This is a genomic window from Amycolatopsis sp. NPDC051371 (assembly GCF_040682155.1).
In the GTDB taxonomy this organism is placed as follows: domain Bacteria; phylum Actinomycetota; class Actinomycetes; order Mycobacteriales; family Pseudonocardiaceae; genus Amycolatopsis.
Window position 1 is genome coordinate 160,978 of the sequence record NZ_JBFBAG010000004.1, and the last position, 13,661, is coordinate 174,638.

Here is a 13,661-nt window from a genome sequence, read left to right on the forward strand (position 1 = left end):
GGCAGGCGGTTAATGGAGATGTGGACGCGACTACGACGGGACTGCTGGTGCTGTTCGTCGTCTCGCTCGTGCCGCTGCTGCCCACCGAGGTGACACTCCTCGGCATGGGCGTCGCGGCGGCGCAGGGCGGGACGTCGCTGGCGCTGGTGATCGCCGTGGCCTCGGCCGGGTGCCTGGTTTCCGACCAGGCGCTCTACGCCCTCGGCCGGTTCGGTGGCCGGGCGGCGCTGGACCGGCTGAGCCGGCGGAAGAAGCTCGCCGCCGGCATCGGCTGGCTCGACGGACGGCTGCAGCGCCACCCGCGCCCCGTGCTGGTGGTCGCCCGCTGGCTGCCGTCGGGCGGGACGGTCGGTGCCCTGCTCGCCGGATCACTCCGGTGGCCGATGGCGGAGTTCTTCACCGCGTCGGCCGTCGGCGTCACGCTCTGGACGTCGTACGTGGCCTTCCTCGGCTACGCGGGCGGCCAGATCATCACCGAACCCGGGATCAGCATGCTGCTCTCCCTCGGCGTCGCCCTGGTCCTGGGTTCGGTGATCACCTACGGCGTGAAGCGATCTGCTAAAGCGATTTGACCGCTTCGAGAATTGCCGCCGGCTCGGTCCGCGTCGTGAAATCCGGGTGGACGTCGACGAAGCGGAGCACGCGATCCCGGTCGACCACGACGACCGCCGGGTGGACCAGCTCCCAGGTGCCGTTGACCTCTTCGAGGTCCGTGCCGAGCGCCTCCATGGCCTCGCGCACCAGGGCGGAGACCGGGTAACTCAGCCCGAGGCCTCGCGCGACGGTGCTGCCGACGTCCGAAAGGACGGGGAATTCCAGCTCCGCCACCGGCAGCGAGCCGTCCGGCCGCTGCGGGCTGATCGCCGCCAGGGTCGCGCCGAGCGCCGTCAGCTCGGGCAGGACTTCTTGCTGGTACGTGCGCAGGGTCAAGTTGCAGTACGGGCACCACTGGCCGCGGTAGAACACGAGCACCGCCGGTCCGTCCGCGACGAGCGCGGCCAAGGTCGCCGGCCCGCCGTCGGCGCCCGCCAGCGTGAAGTCCTCGATCTTGTCGCCCGCTTCGGCGAACTTCGTCCCGGCGGCCCGGCGCCGGTCCGCTTCGAGGACGTCGAAGACCTCCGGCGGCAGCACGCCCCGGAGGTGGTCGTTCACTCCGGTCAGAGCGTTGTCGAGCGTCATGGATCCCCCTAGCTTGTTGTACTGATTGGTACAGTGATGCTGACTGTACTATTCAGTACATGGAGACGCAAGCGGCGGCCTCGACCCCGCGCGGAAAGCGGACGCGCGACGCGATCGTCGATGCCGCGGCCCAGCTGATGTACGTCGACGGCGTCGCGGGCACGAGCGTCGACAAGGTGCTCGCCGCGAGCGGGGCCGGGAAATCGCAGATGTACCACTACTTCAAGAACAAGGACCAGCTGGTCGAGGCCGTGATCGACCGGTACCTCGAGCAGATCCTCGGGAACCAGCCCGCGATCTTCGCGCTCACCTCCTGGGCCGACTTCGAGACGTGGACCGAGCAACTGCTGGACGTGCACCGCCGCGCTGGCGGCCCGATCGCGTGCCCACTGGGCAACCTCGCCGGCGAGGTCGGCGACAACCCGAAGCTCGCGCCGCTGGTCGACCAGGCCTACCGGACGTGGGAAGCCCACCTGGAACGCGGGCTGACCACGTTGCGGGACAAGGGAGAGCTCGCCGCCGGCGCCGATCCGGCCCGGCTGGCGCAGGCCGCGATGACGTCCGTCCAAGGTGGACTGCTGCTCGCCCACCTCCGGCACGACATCACGGCACTGGAGGACGCGCTGCAGATCGCGCTGGCCTACCTGCGCGGCTTCAAGCCGTGAGCTGGGCGATCTCCGCGCGCAGTTCGTCGATCACCTGGGCCACCGCCGGACGCTGCAGGGCTCCCGTGCGGCAGACCGCCTCCACCAGCCGGGCCGCGCGGATCCCCGCCAGCGGCCTGCTGACCAGGCCGCTGCCGCGACGGGTATCGATCGTGTAGCGCGGGACCAGCGCGATCCCGTGGCCCGCCGCGACCAGGCGCTCGGTGATCCGGAAGTCGTTGATCCGCTGCACCACCACCGGCCGCACGCCGGTGCGGACGGTCAGCGAGCGCAGCACGTCGTCCACCGGGAAGCCGTGGTCGACGCCGATCCAGCGTTCGTCGGCCAGCTCCGCCAGGTCCACGCGCCGCTTGGCCGCCAGCCGGTGCCCGACCGGCAGCGCGACGTCCAGCGGCTCCCGCAGCAGCGGCACGACGTCGAGGCGATCGTGGTCGAACTCCGGCGCGTGCTCGTCCCGGTGCGCGACGACGATGTCGTAGTCCGCGACCAGGCCGGGCACCTCCGGTGGCGTCATGTCGACGTCCCGGACGTCGACGTGCAGGCCGTCGTACTCGGCGACGCGCGTCAGCAGGCCGGGCAGCAGCATCAGCCCGGCCGACTGGAAGATCGCGATCCGCACGCGGCCCCGCGGCGCGCTGCGGTAGGTGTCCAGTTCGGACTCCGCGCGGTCGAGCGCGGCCAGCACCTCGTCGGCGCGGGCGACCAGCGCGCGGCCGGCGTCGGTCAGCCGCAGTCCCCGCCCGGCGGGCTCGGTGAGCGGCAGGCCGACCTCGCTCTGCAGCGCCCGAAGCTGCTGCGAAACCGCGGACGGCGTGCAGTGCAGCGCCCGCGCGGCGGCCGTCACGCTCCCGCGGTCGGCGAACTCCCGCAGCGTGCGCAGGCGACCCAGGTCCATGCGGCCAGCATATGTGAAGCACGGCTACACGGTTCCTGCAGATATTCTCGCTGGTCCTTCACGATCGCCGTTGACACAGTGGAGGCATGCCCACCCGTGACCGCCTGCTCGCCGTGCTCGTCGCCGTCCTCTGGGGCCTGAACTTCCTCGCCATCCACGCCACGCTCGGCCAGTTCCCGCCGGTGTTCGCGGGCGCGCTGCGGTTCGCCGTGATCGCCGTGCCGACGATCCTGTTCGTGCCGTGGCCCAAGGTGAAGGTGCGGCACCTGCTGGGCTACGGCCTCGGCTTCGGCACCGGGCAGTTCGCGTTCCTGTTCATCGCGATGGACACCGGGATGCCGACCGGGCTCGCGTCGCTGGTGCTGCAGGCGTCGGCGCCGTTCACGGTGCTGCTCGGCGCGGTCTTCCTGCGCGAACGCGTCACGCCGCACCAGCTGGCCGGCATCATGCTGGCCGTCGCCGGGATGGTCGCGATCGCGTGGCAGCAGTCCGGGCACGCGGCCCTGTTGCCGATGCTCCTGACGCTTGTGGCCGCGCTGAGCTGGGCGTTCGGCAACCTCAGCACGCGCAAGGCCGAGCCGGACAACCCGCTGCACTTCACGCTGTGGATGTCGGTGGTGCCGCCGCTGCCGATGTTCGCGCTTTCGCTGGTGATGGAGGGGCCGGCCGCGCAGTGGCACTCGCTGACGACGCTGGGGACGCCGACCGGCCTGACCGCACTGGGCGGGCTGACCTACGTGGTGCTGATCGGCACGGTCGTCGGATCGGGCCTGTGGACGACGCTGATGCGGCGCAACCCGGCGGGCGTGGTTTCGCCGTTTTCGCTGCTCGTACCGGTGGTCGGGCTGACGGCGTCGTTCCTGCTGCTCGGCGAGCGGCCGACGGTACTGGAGATCGTCGCGGCACTGGTCGTGATCGGCGGCGTGCTGCTCGGTTCGCTGCGGCCGGCGCGGAAGCGGGAACCGGAGCTCGTCGCGGTCTAGGCCGTCGGCTCGCTGACTTCCTGCTTTTCTTCTTCGTCGTGCTTCTTGCCGAGCCGCTTCTTCATCACGAAGAAGACGACGACGCCGATCACGATGGCGGCCACCAGGCCGTACTTGGAGAAGTTGCCGAGCCACTTCTCGGCGACCACGCCGAGGTAGTAGACGAGGGCGGTGGTGCCGCCCGCCCACACGATGCCGCCGGCCGCGTTCGCCATCAGGAACTTCGGGTAGTGCATCTTGAGCGACCCGGCGAGCGGGCCGGCGAGGATGCGCAGGAACGCGATGAAGCGGCCGAGGAAGACGGCCCACACGCCGCGTTTGTCGAAGATCCGTTCGGCGTTGGCGAGGTGCGTCGGGCCGAAATGCTTCGGGAATTTCCGGCCCGCCCAGGCGAACAGCCGTTGGCCACCGGTCTTTCCGATCAGATACCCGATGCTGTCGCCGATGATGGCGCCGGCGCTGGCCAGGATGCCGATCCACAGCGGGCTCAGGTTGCTGTGCTGCGACGCCAGCAGAGCGGCGCTGACCAGCACGATCTCGCCGGGCAGCGGAATGCCGAGGCTTTCGATCATGATCACCGCGCCGACGATCAGGTACACCGAGAGCGGCGGGATCGCCTCCAGCCATTGGTCGATGTGCACTGGCCGTACCCCCTGCTGTTCCGGATATCTGCTTTTCGCAGAGTACCGGGGGTGGCGCGCCCGGGGCGGCCTACTCAGGTATTGGCAGGGGTACGACTTAAGGCGGGGTCACTCGAGTGTGGCCAGAGCCGGGGCAACCGGGAAATCCCCGGAAACGACGTCGAAGCCGCGGTTTTCGGTGAGCGGCTCGCCGAGCACCCCGACGAGCACGGCGGCGACGTCCCGCCGGGTGATCCGCCCGGGTTCGAGGTGGCCGGCGACCTTGACGCGGCCGGTGGCGGGGCCGTCGGTGAGCGTCCCGGGCCGGACGATGGTCCAGGTCAGCGCGGACTTCTGCAGGACGCTGTCCGAGATCTGCTTGGCGAGCAGGATCGACCGCACGAGCCGGTCGCCTTGGTCCGGCGAGTCGGCGAACTGGGCGGAGAGCTGGATGTAGCGCGGCACACCGGCGACTTCGGCGGCCCGGATGGCGGCGATGGCCCCGTCCCGGTCGACGAGGTTCACCGATTCGGGTTCCGGATCGGGGGCGCCGATGGTGCTGATGACGACGTCGGAGTCCTTGAAGACCTCGACGAGCTCGTCCCGATCGGCGGTGACGTCGGCGACGACGGGTTTCGCGTTTTCGTCTCTCAGCACTTCGGCCCGCCGACGGCTTCTCAGCCCGGCCCGGACGGTGTGACCTCGGGCGGCGAGCAGGCGGACCACGTGGATCCCGGTTCGGCCTGTCGCCCCCAGCACGGTGACCTGCATGGGGTGATCCTCCCGCAGGTGAGGCGGGCTTGCCCGGTACCGGAGTTGTCCACAGGGTTCACCCCCATGTGGACAACTTCGGGCGGTGGGGGCTGAACAGCGGGTTTCGTCGGTGGGCGCCGATAGACTGGACGTGGGCACGCCCCCCAGGGAAGGGCGGGGGTCCCGATGGGTCGGGTGGCCGGACCGGGGTGCCGGTTTCGGTGGCTCGGGTGTGGTCGCGGTGTCTTGAATGAGTCATTCAGGACCTCCGATGACCTGAATGAGTCATTCAAGACACCGCAGCGGGCGACAATCCTCCTTGATCGACCCTCGCCGCGCCGCCAAAGCCCGGGCCGGCCGGCCGGCCGCACAGAGCCGACTTTGCCGGCGCCCCAGGGAAGGGCGGGTTCCGTCAGGACTTCAGATCCGCGGCCCGCGACCGGAGGTACGCCTGCTCCGGCAGGCTCAACGTCCGCCGAGCAGCAGCCAAATACGCCTCCCGCGCACCGGCAACATCACCCGACAGCTCCAGCAAGTGCGCCCGCACCGCATCCACCCGGTGGTGCTCCTTCAACTCCGCGCCCGCCAGCTCCGCCAACCCGGCCTCAGGCCCGTTGACCTGCGCGAACGCCACCACCCGGTTCAGCGTCACCATCGGCCCCGGCGCCACCACCCGCAGCAGGTCGTACAGCGTGAGGATCTGCGCCCAGTCCGTCTCGGCCGCCGTCGGGGCCTCGTCGTGGACCGCCGCGATCGCCGCCTGGAGCTGGTACGGCCCTACCGGTGCGCTCGACAACGCCACCGTGATCAGCGAGATGCCCTCGTCGATGAGCTTCGCGTTCCACCGAGTCCGGTCCTGGTCGGCCAGCGGAACCAGGGCGCCGGAAGCGTCGACGCGGGCCGGGCGGCGGGCCTCCGTCAGGAGCATCAAGGCCAGCAGACCCGTGACCTCGCCGTCGTCCGGGAGCTCGATGCGAAGCAGGCGGACCAGCCGGATCGCCTCGGTCGTCAGCTCGACGCGGTTCAGCGCGTCGCCCGAGCTGGCCGTGTGGCCCTCCGTGTAGATCAGGTACAGCACCTGCAGCACGGCGGCCAGCCGCTCCGGGCGGTGATCGCCGGTGAGCCGTTCGCCGTGGAGCTTCTGCTTCGCGCGGCTGATCCGCTGGCCGATCGTCGCCTCCGGGACGAGGAACGCGCGGGCGATCTCCGCCGTCGTCAGACCGCCGACCGCGCGCAGCGTGAGCGCCACCTGGGACGGCTGGGTCAGCGACGGGTGGCAGCAGAGCAGCAGCAACGTCAGCGTGTCGTCGACCCCGACCGGCTCCGGTTCCGGCGGCGAGGCCAGCGCCACCGCTTCTTCACGCCGTTGCCGGGCGGTCTCGCTGCGCCACTGCTCGATGCGGCGCCGGGACGCCGTCGTGATCAGCCACCCCTTCGGGTGGTCCGGGATCCCCGAAGACGGCCACTGCTGCGACGCCGCCAGCAGCGCCTCCTGGACGGCGTCCTCGCACGCCTCGAAGTCGCCGTAACGCCGGACCAAAGCCGCGAGGACCTGGGGTGCGAGGGACCGCAGCAGCTCCGGGTTCACAGCTCCGGCCCGTGCAGTCCCATCACCGGCCGCACCTCGACCACGCCGAACGCCGCTTCGGGGATCCGCGCGGCGATCTCGACCGCGCGCTCGTGGCTCTCGCAGTCGAGCAGGTAGAAGCCGGCGAGGAACTCCTTGGCCTCGGCGAACGGCCCGTCGGTCGTCGTCGTGCCGCGGTCGCCCACGCTGACGCGCGTGGTGCGCTCGGGAAAGGCGAGCCGCTCCGAGACGATCCGCTCGCCGGACGCGTCGAGGTCGTCGTTGAGCTGCTGGTAGTACGCGAGCCCGGCGGCCTGCTGCTCGTCGCTCATGCCCTCCCAGGCGGCGCGGGACTCGGGGTTGCCGTAGATCAGGACCACGTATTTCACGAACGCCTCCCGGTCGATGTCGAAATCCGCGTGGCGGCGCCTACGTCCCCTCCGAAGCACCGACTCACAGGAGGATGGCATGACCGAGCAGGACGACAAGCGGATTCGCGAACTGGTGGCCGCCCGCGCGACGGCGATGACCGAGCGTGACGCCGAAGCACTCGCCGGGCAGTCCGCGCCGGACGTCCGCGCGTTCACCCTGGCCCCGCCGCTCGTGCACCACGGCGAAGACGTCGAGGCCCGCAAGGCCTGGTTCGCGGGCTTCGACGGCCCGATCGAGTACGAGGTCCGCGACCTCGAGGTCACGGTCGGCGGCGACGTCGCCTTCAGCCACGCCCTCAACCGGCTGTCGACGACGCCGAAGGGGATGCCCCAGCCGTTCGAGCTGTGGTTCCGCTCCACCCTCGGCTTCCGCAAGCAGGACGGCGAGTGGCGAATCACCCACGTGCACGACTCGACGCCGTTCTACATGGACGCCACGATGAGCGCCGCGCTCGACCTCAAGCCGTGAAAAAAGGTGGCCGGCCGGGACGAATCCCGGCCGGCCACCCGAAAGAGAACCTCAGAGGATCTCGGCGGACGTGCCGACGTCCGGCGGGCCCAGGTCGGGGTTCAGCGCCCCGGTGAGCTCGACCAGCTCCGCCTTCACCTCGTGCGGCTGGATGCGCCCGTCGCGGATGTCCTCGGCGTAGTGGCACGCCACCCGGTGACCGCCGCCGATCTCGCGCAGCTGCGGGCGGTCGGTGTCGCACAGGCTCGCCTGCTTCCACGGGCAGCGCGTGTGGAAGCGGCAGCCCGACGGCGGGTTCGCCGGCGAAGGCAGGTCACCGGCGAGCAGGATCTGCTCGCGGGTGTCCTCCACCTGCGGGTCCGGCACCGGGATCGCCGACAGCAGCGCCCGCGTGTACGGGTGCAGCGGTTCCCGGTACAGCGAGTCCGCGTCGGTCTCCTCGACCAGCGCGCCGAGGTACATCACGCCGATGCGGTCGGAGATGTGCCGCACCACCGCGAGGTCGTGCGCGATCACCACGTACGTGAGGCCGAGCTGGTCCTGCAGGTCCTCCAGCAGGTTCACCACCTGGGCCTGCACCGAAACGTCCAAGGCGGACACCGGCTCGTCGGCGACGATCAGGTCCGGCTCCACCGCCAGCGCCCGCGCGATGCCGATGCGCTGGCGCTGCCCGCCCGAGAACTCGTGCGGGTACTTCCGCAGCGACGTCTCCGGCAGGCCGACCGCGGACAGCAGCTGCCGCAGCCGCCGCTGGGTGGCTTCCTTGTCCTTGTCGAGGCCGTGCGCGTGCATGCCCTCGAGCAGGATCGACTCCACCGACTGCCGCGGGTCCAAACTGGACAGCGGGTCCTGGAAGATCATCTGCATCCGGCGCCGGGCCTTCCGCAGTTCCTCACCCTTCAGCTTGGCGACGTCGGTGCCGTCGAAGACCACCGAACCGGCGGTCGGCTCGCTGAGCCGCAGAATCGCCCGGCCCAGCGTCGACTTGCCGCACCCGGACTCGCCCACCAGGCCGTAGGTCTCGCCGCGGCGGATGGACAGGTCGACACCGTCGACCGCGTAGACGTGGCCGACCGTCCGGTCGAACACGACCCCGCTCTTGATCGGGAAGTGCACCTTGAGGTCGCTGACCTCGAGCAGCACGTCACCAGCAGGACGGGTCATCGGGCTCCTCCTCCCGCCGCGACCGCCGGCCGCACGGGGTTGTGACAGCGCAGCAGGCCGCCCTGGTCGGGCGCCAGCTGCGGCTGGACCTCGCGGCAGACCGGCAGCGCGTTCGGGCAGCGCGGCGCGAAGGCGCACCCGTGGTCCCACGGGATGTTGTCGGACACCGAACCGCGGATGGGGACCAGCTTTTCGCCGCGGCCCGCGTCGAGCCGCGGGATCGAGGCCAGCAGGCCGTGCGTGTACGGGTGCCGCGGCTCGGCGAACAGCTGGTGCCGCTGCGCCCGCTCCACGATCTTGCCGCCGTAAAGCACGTTGACCTCGTCGCACAGCCCGGCGACCACACCGAGGTCGTGCGTGATCATGATCAGCGCGGTGCCGGTGTCCTGCACCAGTTCCCGCAGCAGGGCGAGGATCTGCGCCTGGATGGTGACGTCCAGCGCGGTGGTCGGCTCGTCGGCGATGAGCAGCCGCGGCCGGCACGCCAGCGCGATCGCGATCAGCGCGCGCTGCCGCATCCCGCCGGAAAGCTGGTGCGGGTACTCGGAAAGCCGGCGCGACGGGTCCGGGATGCCGACCTTGTCGAGCAGGTCCGTCGCTTCCACGGTCGCCGCCTTGCGCGACATCCCGCGGTGGCGCTCCAGCACCTCGGTGATCTGCAGCCCGATCGGGATGACCGGGTTCAGCGAGGACAGCGGGTCCTGGAACACCATGCCGAGGTCGCGGCCGCGGCGGTCGCGCATGTCCTTGTCGGACAGCTTGAGCAAGTCGGTGCCTTCGAAGCGCACCGAACCGCTGACCTTGTTGCCGCGCCGGGCCAGCAGCCGCATGATCGCCAGCGACGTCACGGACTTGCCGCAGCCGGACTCGCCGACCAGGCCGACGGTCTGGCCCGGTTCGACGTCGAAACTGACGCCGTCCACCGCGGTGAACGGCCGCTCGCCACGGCGGACGAAGTCGACCTTCAGGTCACGGACTTCAAGGAGTGCCATGGGTTCTCACCGCCTGTTCTTCGGGTCGAGGGCTTCACGCAGGGACTCGCCGACCAACGTGAACCCGAGCGCCACGATGATGATCGCGATCGCCGGGTAGTACGCGAGTTCGGGGCGGACGTCGAGGAACTGGTGCGAGGCCTTGCCCAGCATCAGTCCCCACTCCGCCCGCGACGGGTCCGGGTCGCCCAGACCGAGGAACGACAGCGCCGCGGCCTCCAGGATCGAAGTGGCCAGCGTGAGGGTCGCCTGAACGATGACCGGGCCGAGCGAGTTCGGCAGCATGTGCCGGAACACGATCACCCCGCGCTTGACCCCGAGCGACCTCGCCGCCAGCACGTGGTCGGCGTCCCGCTGCGACAGCATGGAACCGCGCAGCAGCCGCGCGAAGATCGGCACGCCGATCATCGACACGGCCAGGATGACCGTCCACTGGCTCGGCTTCGCGAACAGCGCCGCGATCGAAATGGCCAGCAGCAGCGACGGGAACGACAGCATGACGTCGACCAGTCGCATGAGGACGGTGTCGACCCAGCCGCCGAACGCGCCCGCGAGACCACCGATGATCACGCCGATGAGCACGCCGACGATCGTGGCGAGCACCCCGACGATCAGCGTCTGCTGCGCGCCGGCGATCAGCCGCGACAGGAAGTCGCGGCCGAAGTCGTCCACGCCGAGCGGGAACCCGGCCTGCGCGCCCGGGATGAAGTTCGGCCGGATCTGGTCGCCGAGGTAGTGGACGTCCGGGTCCTTCGGTTCCAGCAGGGGCGCGAAGATCGCGACGATGAGGAACACGCCGGTGATGACGGCGCCGGTGATCGCGACCGGGCTGCGCAGCATCCGGCGGATGGCGTCCGCGCCGAGGCTGCGGCCGCTCGCCGCGGCGAGCTTGTCGATCGGTTCCTTCTTCTTGTTGAGCAGAGTGTTCATCGCACACGCACCCTCGGGTCGATGATCCCGTACGAGACGTCGACCAGCATGTTCACCAGGACGTACACCACGGCCCCGAACAGCAGCAGCGCCTGCAGCCGGGGGTAGTCACGCCGTTCGATCCCTTCGGCAAGCAGGAAGCCGAGGCCGCGGAAGTTGAACACCCGCTCGGTCAGCACGGCGCCGCCGAGCAGCGCGCCGGTCTGCAGGCCGATGGTCGTGACCACCGGCAGCAGGCCGTTGCGCAGGACGTGCCGGGTGCGCACCACCTGCTGCGTCAGGCCCTTGGAGTTGGCCGTGCGGATGAAGTCCTCGTTGAGGACGTCCAGCACCGACGCGCGGGTGATCCGGGTGATCACGGCCAGCGGGATGGTGGCGAGGGCGAACGCGGGCAGGATCAGGTGCTTGATCGCGTCCCAGACGGCGTCCCACTCGCTCGTCATGATGCCGTCGAGGATGGCGAAGTTCGTGATCGCCGTGGCGTCGAGGCCCGCGGCCTGCCTGCCCTGCGACGGCAGGCCCAGCGGCGCGGCCAGGATGTCCTGCATCATGTAGCCGAGGAAGAACACCGGCACCGCGACGCCGATCAGGCTCAGCACGATGACCACGTTGTCGACCGCTCCGCCGCGGTACCGCGCGGACAGGTAACCGGCCGGGATGCCGATGATGATCGCGATGATCATCGCGGACATGCCGAGCTCGATGGTCGCCGGCAGGAAGGTGACGATCTCGCCCATCACGGGCTGGGTCGACACCAGGGAGTTGCCGAAGTCGCCGGTGAGCGCCCGGCCGAGGAATCCGAAGTACTGCACGAAGATCGGCTGGTCGAGGCCGAGCACGTGGTTGAGGTTGGCGATCTTCTCCGGCGTCGCCTTGTCACCCAGCAGAGCGGCGGCGGGACCGCCGGGCAGGGACCGGAGCCAAGCGAAGACCAAGATGGACAGGATGAAGAGCGTCGGGATCGCTTGTAGCAACCGACGCACGAGGAAACGGAGCACTTGCAGTCCTTTGTTGCCGGCCCGGGATCAGGCGCAGGGGGTGGGCGCGGTAGCACCCACCCCCTGCCGTTGGCTGAAGTCCGGAATCAGCTCACGGTCACGGTGTTGAAACGCTCGTCGGTGAGCGGGCTCGCCACCAGACCCTTGACCTTCGGGCCGACCACGATCGCCGGGGTCGGGTAAGCGATCGGGACCGCCGGGAGGAAGTCCATGATCTGCTTGTTCACTTCCTGGTACGCCTTGGCGTGGGCGTCACCGGCGGGCGAAGCGTCCGCCGCGCTCAGGGCCGAGAACAGCTCGGGGTTGTTGAACCCGAACTCCTTCTTCTCGCGACCGAAGAACGTGCCGACGAAGTTGCCGGCGTCGTTGTAGTCACCGGTCCAGCCGAGCAGGTGGAGGTCCTGCTTGCCGGCCTTCTGCACGTCGTCCTTGTAGCCACCGTTCCACGGCTCGGCGTGGGCCTCGATCTTGATGCCGATCTTCTTGAGGTCCTCGGAGATCGCGGTGAAGGTGTCCGCCGGGTTCGGCATGTACGGACGGCTGACCTCGGTCGGGTAGTAGAACTTGAGCGTGAGGTCGGTCGCGCCGGCCTGCTGCAGCAGCTGCTTGGCCTTCTCCGGGTCGTACGGGTACTTCGTGACGTCGTCGGTGTAGCCCGAGATGACCTTCGGGACGAACTCGGTCGCGACCTCGGAACCCTCGGCCAGCTTCGACTTCACGAACTGCTCGCGGTTGATGCCGTAGGCCAGCGCCTGGCGGACCTTGACGTCCTTGAGCTTCGGGTTGTTGGCCTGGTTGATGCCCAGGTACAGCACGTTGAACGACGGGCGGATGAGCACCTGCTCGCCGTCGTTGCGCAGCAGGCCGTAGTCCGCCGGGCTCGGGTAGTCGTAGCCGTTGATGTCGCCGGCCTTGAGTGCCTGCTTGCGGGCGTTCTCGTCCGGGATGACCTTGAAGATCAGCTTGTCGAGCTTCGCGGGCGACGGGCTGGTGTCGTTGCGCACCAGGGTGATCTCACCCTTGGCCTGGTCCCAGCTCTCGAACTTGAACGGGCCGGTGCCGACCGGGTGCTTGTTCGCGTACTCGCTGTAGGTGAACGAGTCACCGCTCTGGGTGACCGTGTCGGCGTTGTACTGCTTGAGCGCGGTCGGGCTCTCGATGGAGAACGACGGCAGCGTGAACGCCGACGGGAACGCGCCCTTGGCCTTGTTCAGGTTGAGGACCGCGGTCGTCGGGTCCTTCGCCTCGCAGCTCTTGTAGACCGGGTCGCCGTTCGCGTCGCCCTCGTTCTTGGCGAAGCCCTCGAAGACGTCGCCGTAGTAGATCATCTGGCTCTGGGCGGCGGCGCCCTTCATGTTGTACCAGCGGTCGAAGTTGTAGCAGACCGCGGTCGCGTCCATCGGGGTGCCGTCGGAGAACTTGACGCCGGACTTCAGGGTGAACGTCCAGGTCTTGCCCTCGGCGCTCGACTCCCACTTCTCGGCGAGAGAAGGCTCGAGGTCGGCGGTGCCGGGCTTGTTCTGGATCAGCGTGTCGTAGATCTGACGCGTGATCCGGAAGGTCTCGCCCTCGTCGTTGAACGCCGGGTCGAACATCTTCGGGTTTCCGGCGGCGCCGAAGATCATCGTGCCTCCGGTACCACCTCCGGCGCCCTCTTCACGCTTCGAATCCGCACAAGCGGACAGCGAAACCGCGAGCGCGCCGGTGAGCCCGATCAGGGCCACGCGGCGTGTTCGGGTCAGCCGCAATTGCTGCATCTGGCACCCCTTGGGAGATGTTCGGGTTTTTAAGTCACCGTCCGGTCGGTCAGGAACACCCCGGACGATCGGTGTGCTCGCCGACACTAGCGGGAACTCGGCCCGCACTTAAGCACGTGAGGTTACGATCGCGCTACGTGGGCGTCGATTTGACTGCAATGTGTCCGTAAATCGCGACAGAATGTGACCATTTGTGGCAGACCACCCCGTCCGGTGCCCGATCCCTGACTCAGATGGCGGTACCAACGTTAGCCCGGT

15 protein-coding genes are annotated in these 13,661 nt (G+C 69.4%); 4 read left to right on the forward strand and 11 right to left on the reverse strand.

Annotation, left to right across the window (positions count from 1 at the left end):
• The first annotated feature begins 20 nt into the window (after positions 1-20).
• Positions 21-572: a DedA family protein gene (locus AB0M59_RS07220; RefSeq protein ID WP_364610111.1), complete on the forward strand. Its 552-nt coding sequence runs from the start codon at positions 21-23 to the stop codon at positions 570-572.
• Here AB0M59_RS07220 and AB0M59_RS07225 read toward each other — a convergent pair.
• Positions 559-1,179, reverse strand: a complete 621-nt coding sequence (locus AB0M59_RS07225; protein ID WP_364610114.1) for a peroxiredoxin-like family protein — start codon at positions 1,177-1,179, stop codon at positions 559-561. The genes AB0M59_RS07220 and AB0M59_RS07225 overlap by 14 nt on opposite strands.
• Positions 1,180-1,238: 59 nt before the next feature.
• Between AB0M59_RS07225 and AB0M59_RS07230 the strand changes: the two genes are divergently transcribed.
• Positions 1,239-1,844 carry a TetR/AcrR family transcriptional regulator gene (locus AB0M59_RS07230; protein ID WP_364610117.1) on the forward strand — a complete coding sequence of 202 codons (606 nt, stop codon included), beginning with the start codon at positions 1,239-1,241 and terminating at the stop codon, positions 1,842-1,844.
• On the opposite strand, the gene AB0M59_RS07235 is transcribed toward AB0M59_RS07230, so the two are convergent.
• Complete coding sequence (locus tag AB0M59_RS07235) at positions 1,834-2,739, reverse strand: LysR family transcriptional regulator (RefSeq protein ID WP_364610120.1); 906 nt, start codon at positions 2,737-2,739, stop codon at positions 1,834-1,836. The two genes, AB0M59_RS07230 and AB0M59_RS07235, sit on opposite strands and share 11 nt — an antisense overlap.
• An 86-nt stretch (positions 2,740-2,825) precedes the next feature.
• On the opposite strand from AB0M59_RS07235, the gene AB0M59_RS07240 reads away from it, so the two are divergent.
• The gene (locus AB0M59_RS07240; protein WP_364610122.1) at positions 2,826-3,722 is read left to right on the forward strand and encodes an EamA family transporter; all 897 of its coding nucleotides are present in this window, start codon (positions 2,826-2,828) and stop codon (positions 3,720-3,722) included.
• Here the strand turns inward: AB0M59_RS07240 and AB0M59_RS07245 are convergent.
• The 4 genes from AB0M59_RS07245 to AB0M59_RS07260 all read right to left on the reverse strand — a co-directional run bounded on the left by AB0M59_RS07245 (position 3,719) and on the right by AB0M59_RS07260 (position 7,051).
• Positions 3,719-4,363: a DedA family protein gene (locus AB0M59_RS07245; protein WP_155547873.1), complete on the reverse strand. Its 645-nt coding sequence runs from the start codon at positions 4,361-4,363 to the stop codon at positions 3,719-3,721. The two genes, AB0M59_RS07240 and AB0M59_RS07245, sit on opposite strands and share 4 nt — an antisense overlap.
• Before the next feature lie 108 nt (positions 4,364-4,471).
• Positions 4,472-5,113, reverse strand: a complete 642-nt coding sequence (locus tag AB0M59_RS07250; RefSeq protein ID WP_364610125.1) for an SDR family oxidoreductase — start codon at positions 5,111-5,113, stop codon at positions 4,472-4,474.
• A 394-nt stretch (positions 5,114-5,507) separates the two neighbouring features.
• Positions 5,508-6,683, reverse strand: coding sequence for a sigma-70 family RNA polymerase sigma factor (locus tag AB0M59_RS07255; protein WP_364610128.1), 1,176 nt, complete (start codon positions 6,681-6,683; stop codon positions 5,508-5,510).
• Entirely contained in the window at positions 6,680-7,051 is a 372-nt protein-coding gene (locus AB0M59_RS07260) for a YciI family protein (protein WP_364610131.1), read from the reverse strand. Before AB0M59_RS07260 ends, AB0M59_RS07255 begins: the two co-directional genes overlap by 4 nt.
• Positions 7,052-7,130: 79 nt before the next feature.
• Here AB0M59_RS07260 and AB0M59_RS07265 point away from each other — a divergent pair, with 79 nt between their 5' ends.
• A complete protein-coding gene (locus tag AB0M59_RS07265; RefSeq protein WP_364610134.1) occupies positions 7,131-7,562 on the forward strand; it encodes a nuclear transport factor 2 family protein in 432 nt (143 codons plus the stop codon).
• Between the two features lie 51 nt (positions 7,563-7,613).
• On the opposite strand, the gene AB0M59_RS07270 is transcribed toward AB0M59_RS07265, so the two are convergent.
• The 5 genes from AB0M59_RS07270 to AB0M59_RS07290 form a co-directional block, all read right to left on the reverse strand.
• Positions 7,614-8,726 carry an oligopeptide/dipeptide ABC transporter ATP-binding protein gene (locus tag AB0M59_RS07270; RefSeq protein WP_364512741.1) on the reverse strand — a complete coding sequence of 371 codons (1,113 nt, stop codon included), beginning with the start codon at positions 8,724-8,726 and terminating at the stop codon, positions 7,614-7,616.
• Complete coding sequence (locus AB0M59_RS07275) at positions 8,723-9,718, reverse strand: ABC transporter ATP-binding protein (protein WP_364512744.1); 996 nt, start codon at positions 9,716-9,718, stop codon at positions 8,723-8,725. Before AB0M59_RS07275 ends, AB0M59_RS07270 begins: the two co-directional genes overlap by 4 nt.
• A gap of 6 nt (positions 9,719-9,724) precedes the next feature.
• Entirely contained in the window at positions 9,725-10,648 is a 924-nt protein-coding gene (locus tag AB0M59_RS07280; protein ID WP_364610137.1) for an ABC transporter permease, read from the reverse strand.
• Positions 10,645-11,646, reverse strand: a complete 1,002-nt coding sequence (locus AB0M59_RS07285; RefSeq protein WP_364610140.1) for an ABC transporter permease — start codon at positions 11,644-11,646, stop codon at positions 10,645-10,647. Before AB0M59_RS07285 ends, AB0M59_RS07280 begins: the two co-directional genes overlap by 4 nt.
• A gap of 86 nt (positions 11,647-11,732) precedes the next feature.
• A complete protein-coding gene (locus AB0M59_RS07290; RefSeq protein ID WP_364610142.1) occupies positions 11,733-13,403 on the reverse strand; it encodes an ABC transporter substrate-binding protein in 1,671 nt (556 codons plus the stop codon).
• Positions 13,404-13,661 lie beyond the last annotated feature (258 nt).

What these genes read in the sequence shown, in the direction of transcription:
- AB0M59_RS07225 (WP_364610114.1), bottom strand. Translation starts at nt 1,179, where the DNA reads ATGACGCTCGACAACGCTCTGACCGGAGTGAACGACCACCTCCGGGGC.
- AB0M59_RS07230 (WP_364610117.1), top strand. Translation starts at nt 1,239, where the DNA reads ATGGAGACGCAAGCGGCGGCCTCGACCCCGCGCGGAAAGCGGACGCGC.
- AB0M59_RS07235 (WP_364610120.1), bottom strand. Translation starts at nt 2,739, where the DNA reads ATGGACCTGGGTCGCCTGCGCACGCTGCGGGAGTTCGCCGACCGCGGG.
- AB0M59_RS07240 (WP_364610122.1), top strand. Translation starts at nt 2,826, where the DNA reads ATGCCCACCCGTGACCGCCTGCTCGCCGTGCTCGTCGCCGTCCTCTGG.
- AB0M59_RS07250 (WP_364610125.1), bottom strand. Translation starts at nt 5,113, where the DNA reads ATGCAGGTCACCGTGCTGGGGGCGACAGGCCGAACCGGGATCCACGTG.
- AB0M59_RS07265 (WP_364610134.1), top strand. Translation starts at nt 7,131, where the DNA reads ATGACCGAGCAGGACGACAAGCGGATTCGCGAACTGGTGGCCGCCCGC.
- AB0M59_RS07270 (WP_364512741.1), bottom strand. Translation starts at nt 8,726, where the DNA reads ATGACCCGTCCTGCTGGTGACGTGCTGCTCGAGGTCAGCGACCTCAAG.
- AB0M59_RS07275 (WP_364512744.1), bottom strand. Translation starts at nt 9,718, where the DNA reads ATGGCACTCCTTGAAGTCCGTGACCTGAAGGTCGACTTCGTCCGCCGT.
- AB0M59_RS07280 (WP_364610137.1), bottom strand. Translation starts at nt 10,648, where the DNA reads ATGAACACTCTGCTCAACAAGAAGAAGGAACCGATCGACAAGCTCGCC.
- AB0M59_RS07290 (WP_364610142.1), bottom strand. Translation starts at nt 13,403, where the DNA reads ATGCAGCAATTGCGGCTGACCCGAACACGCCGCGTGGCCCTGATCGGG.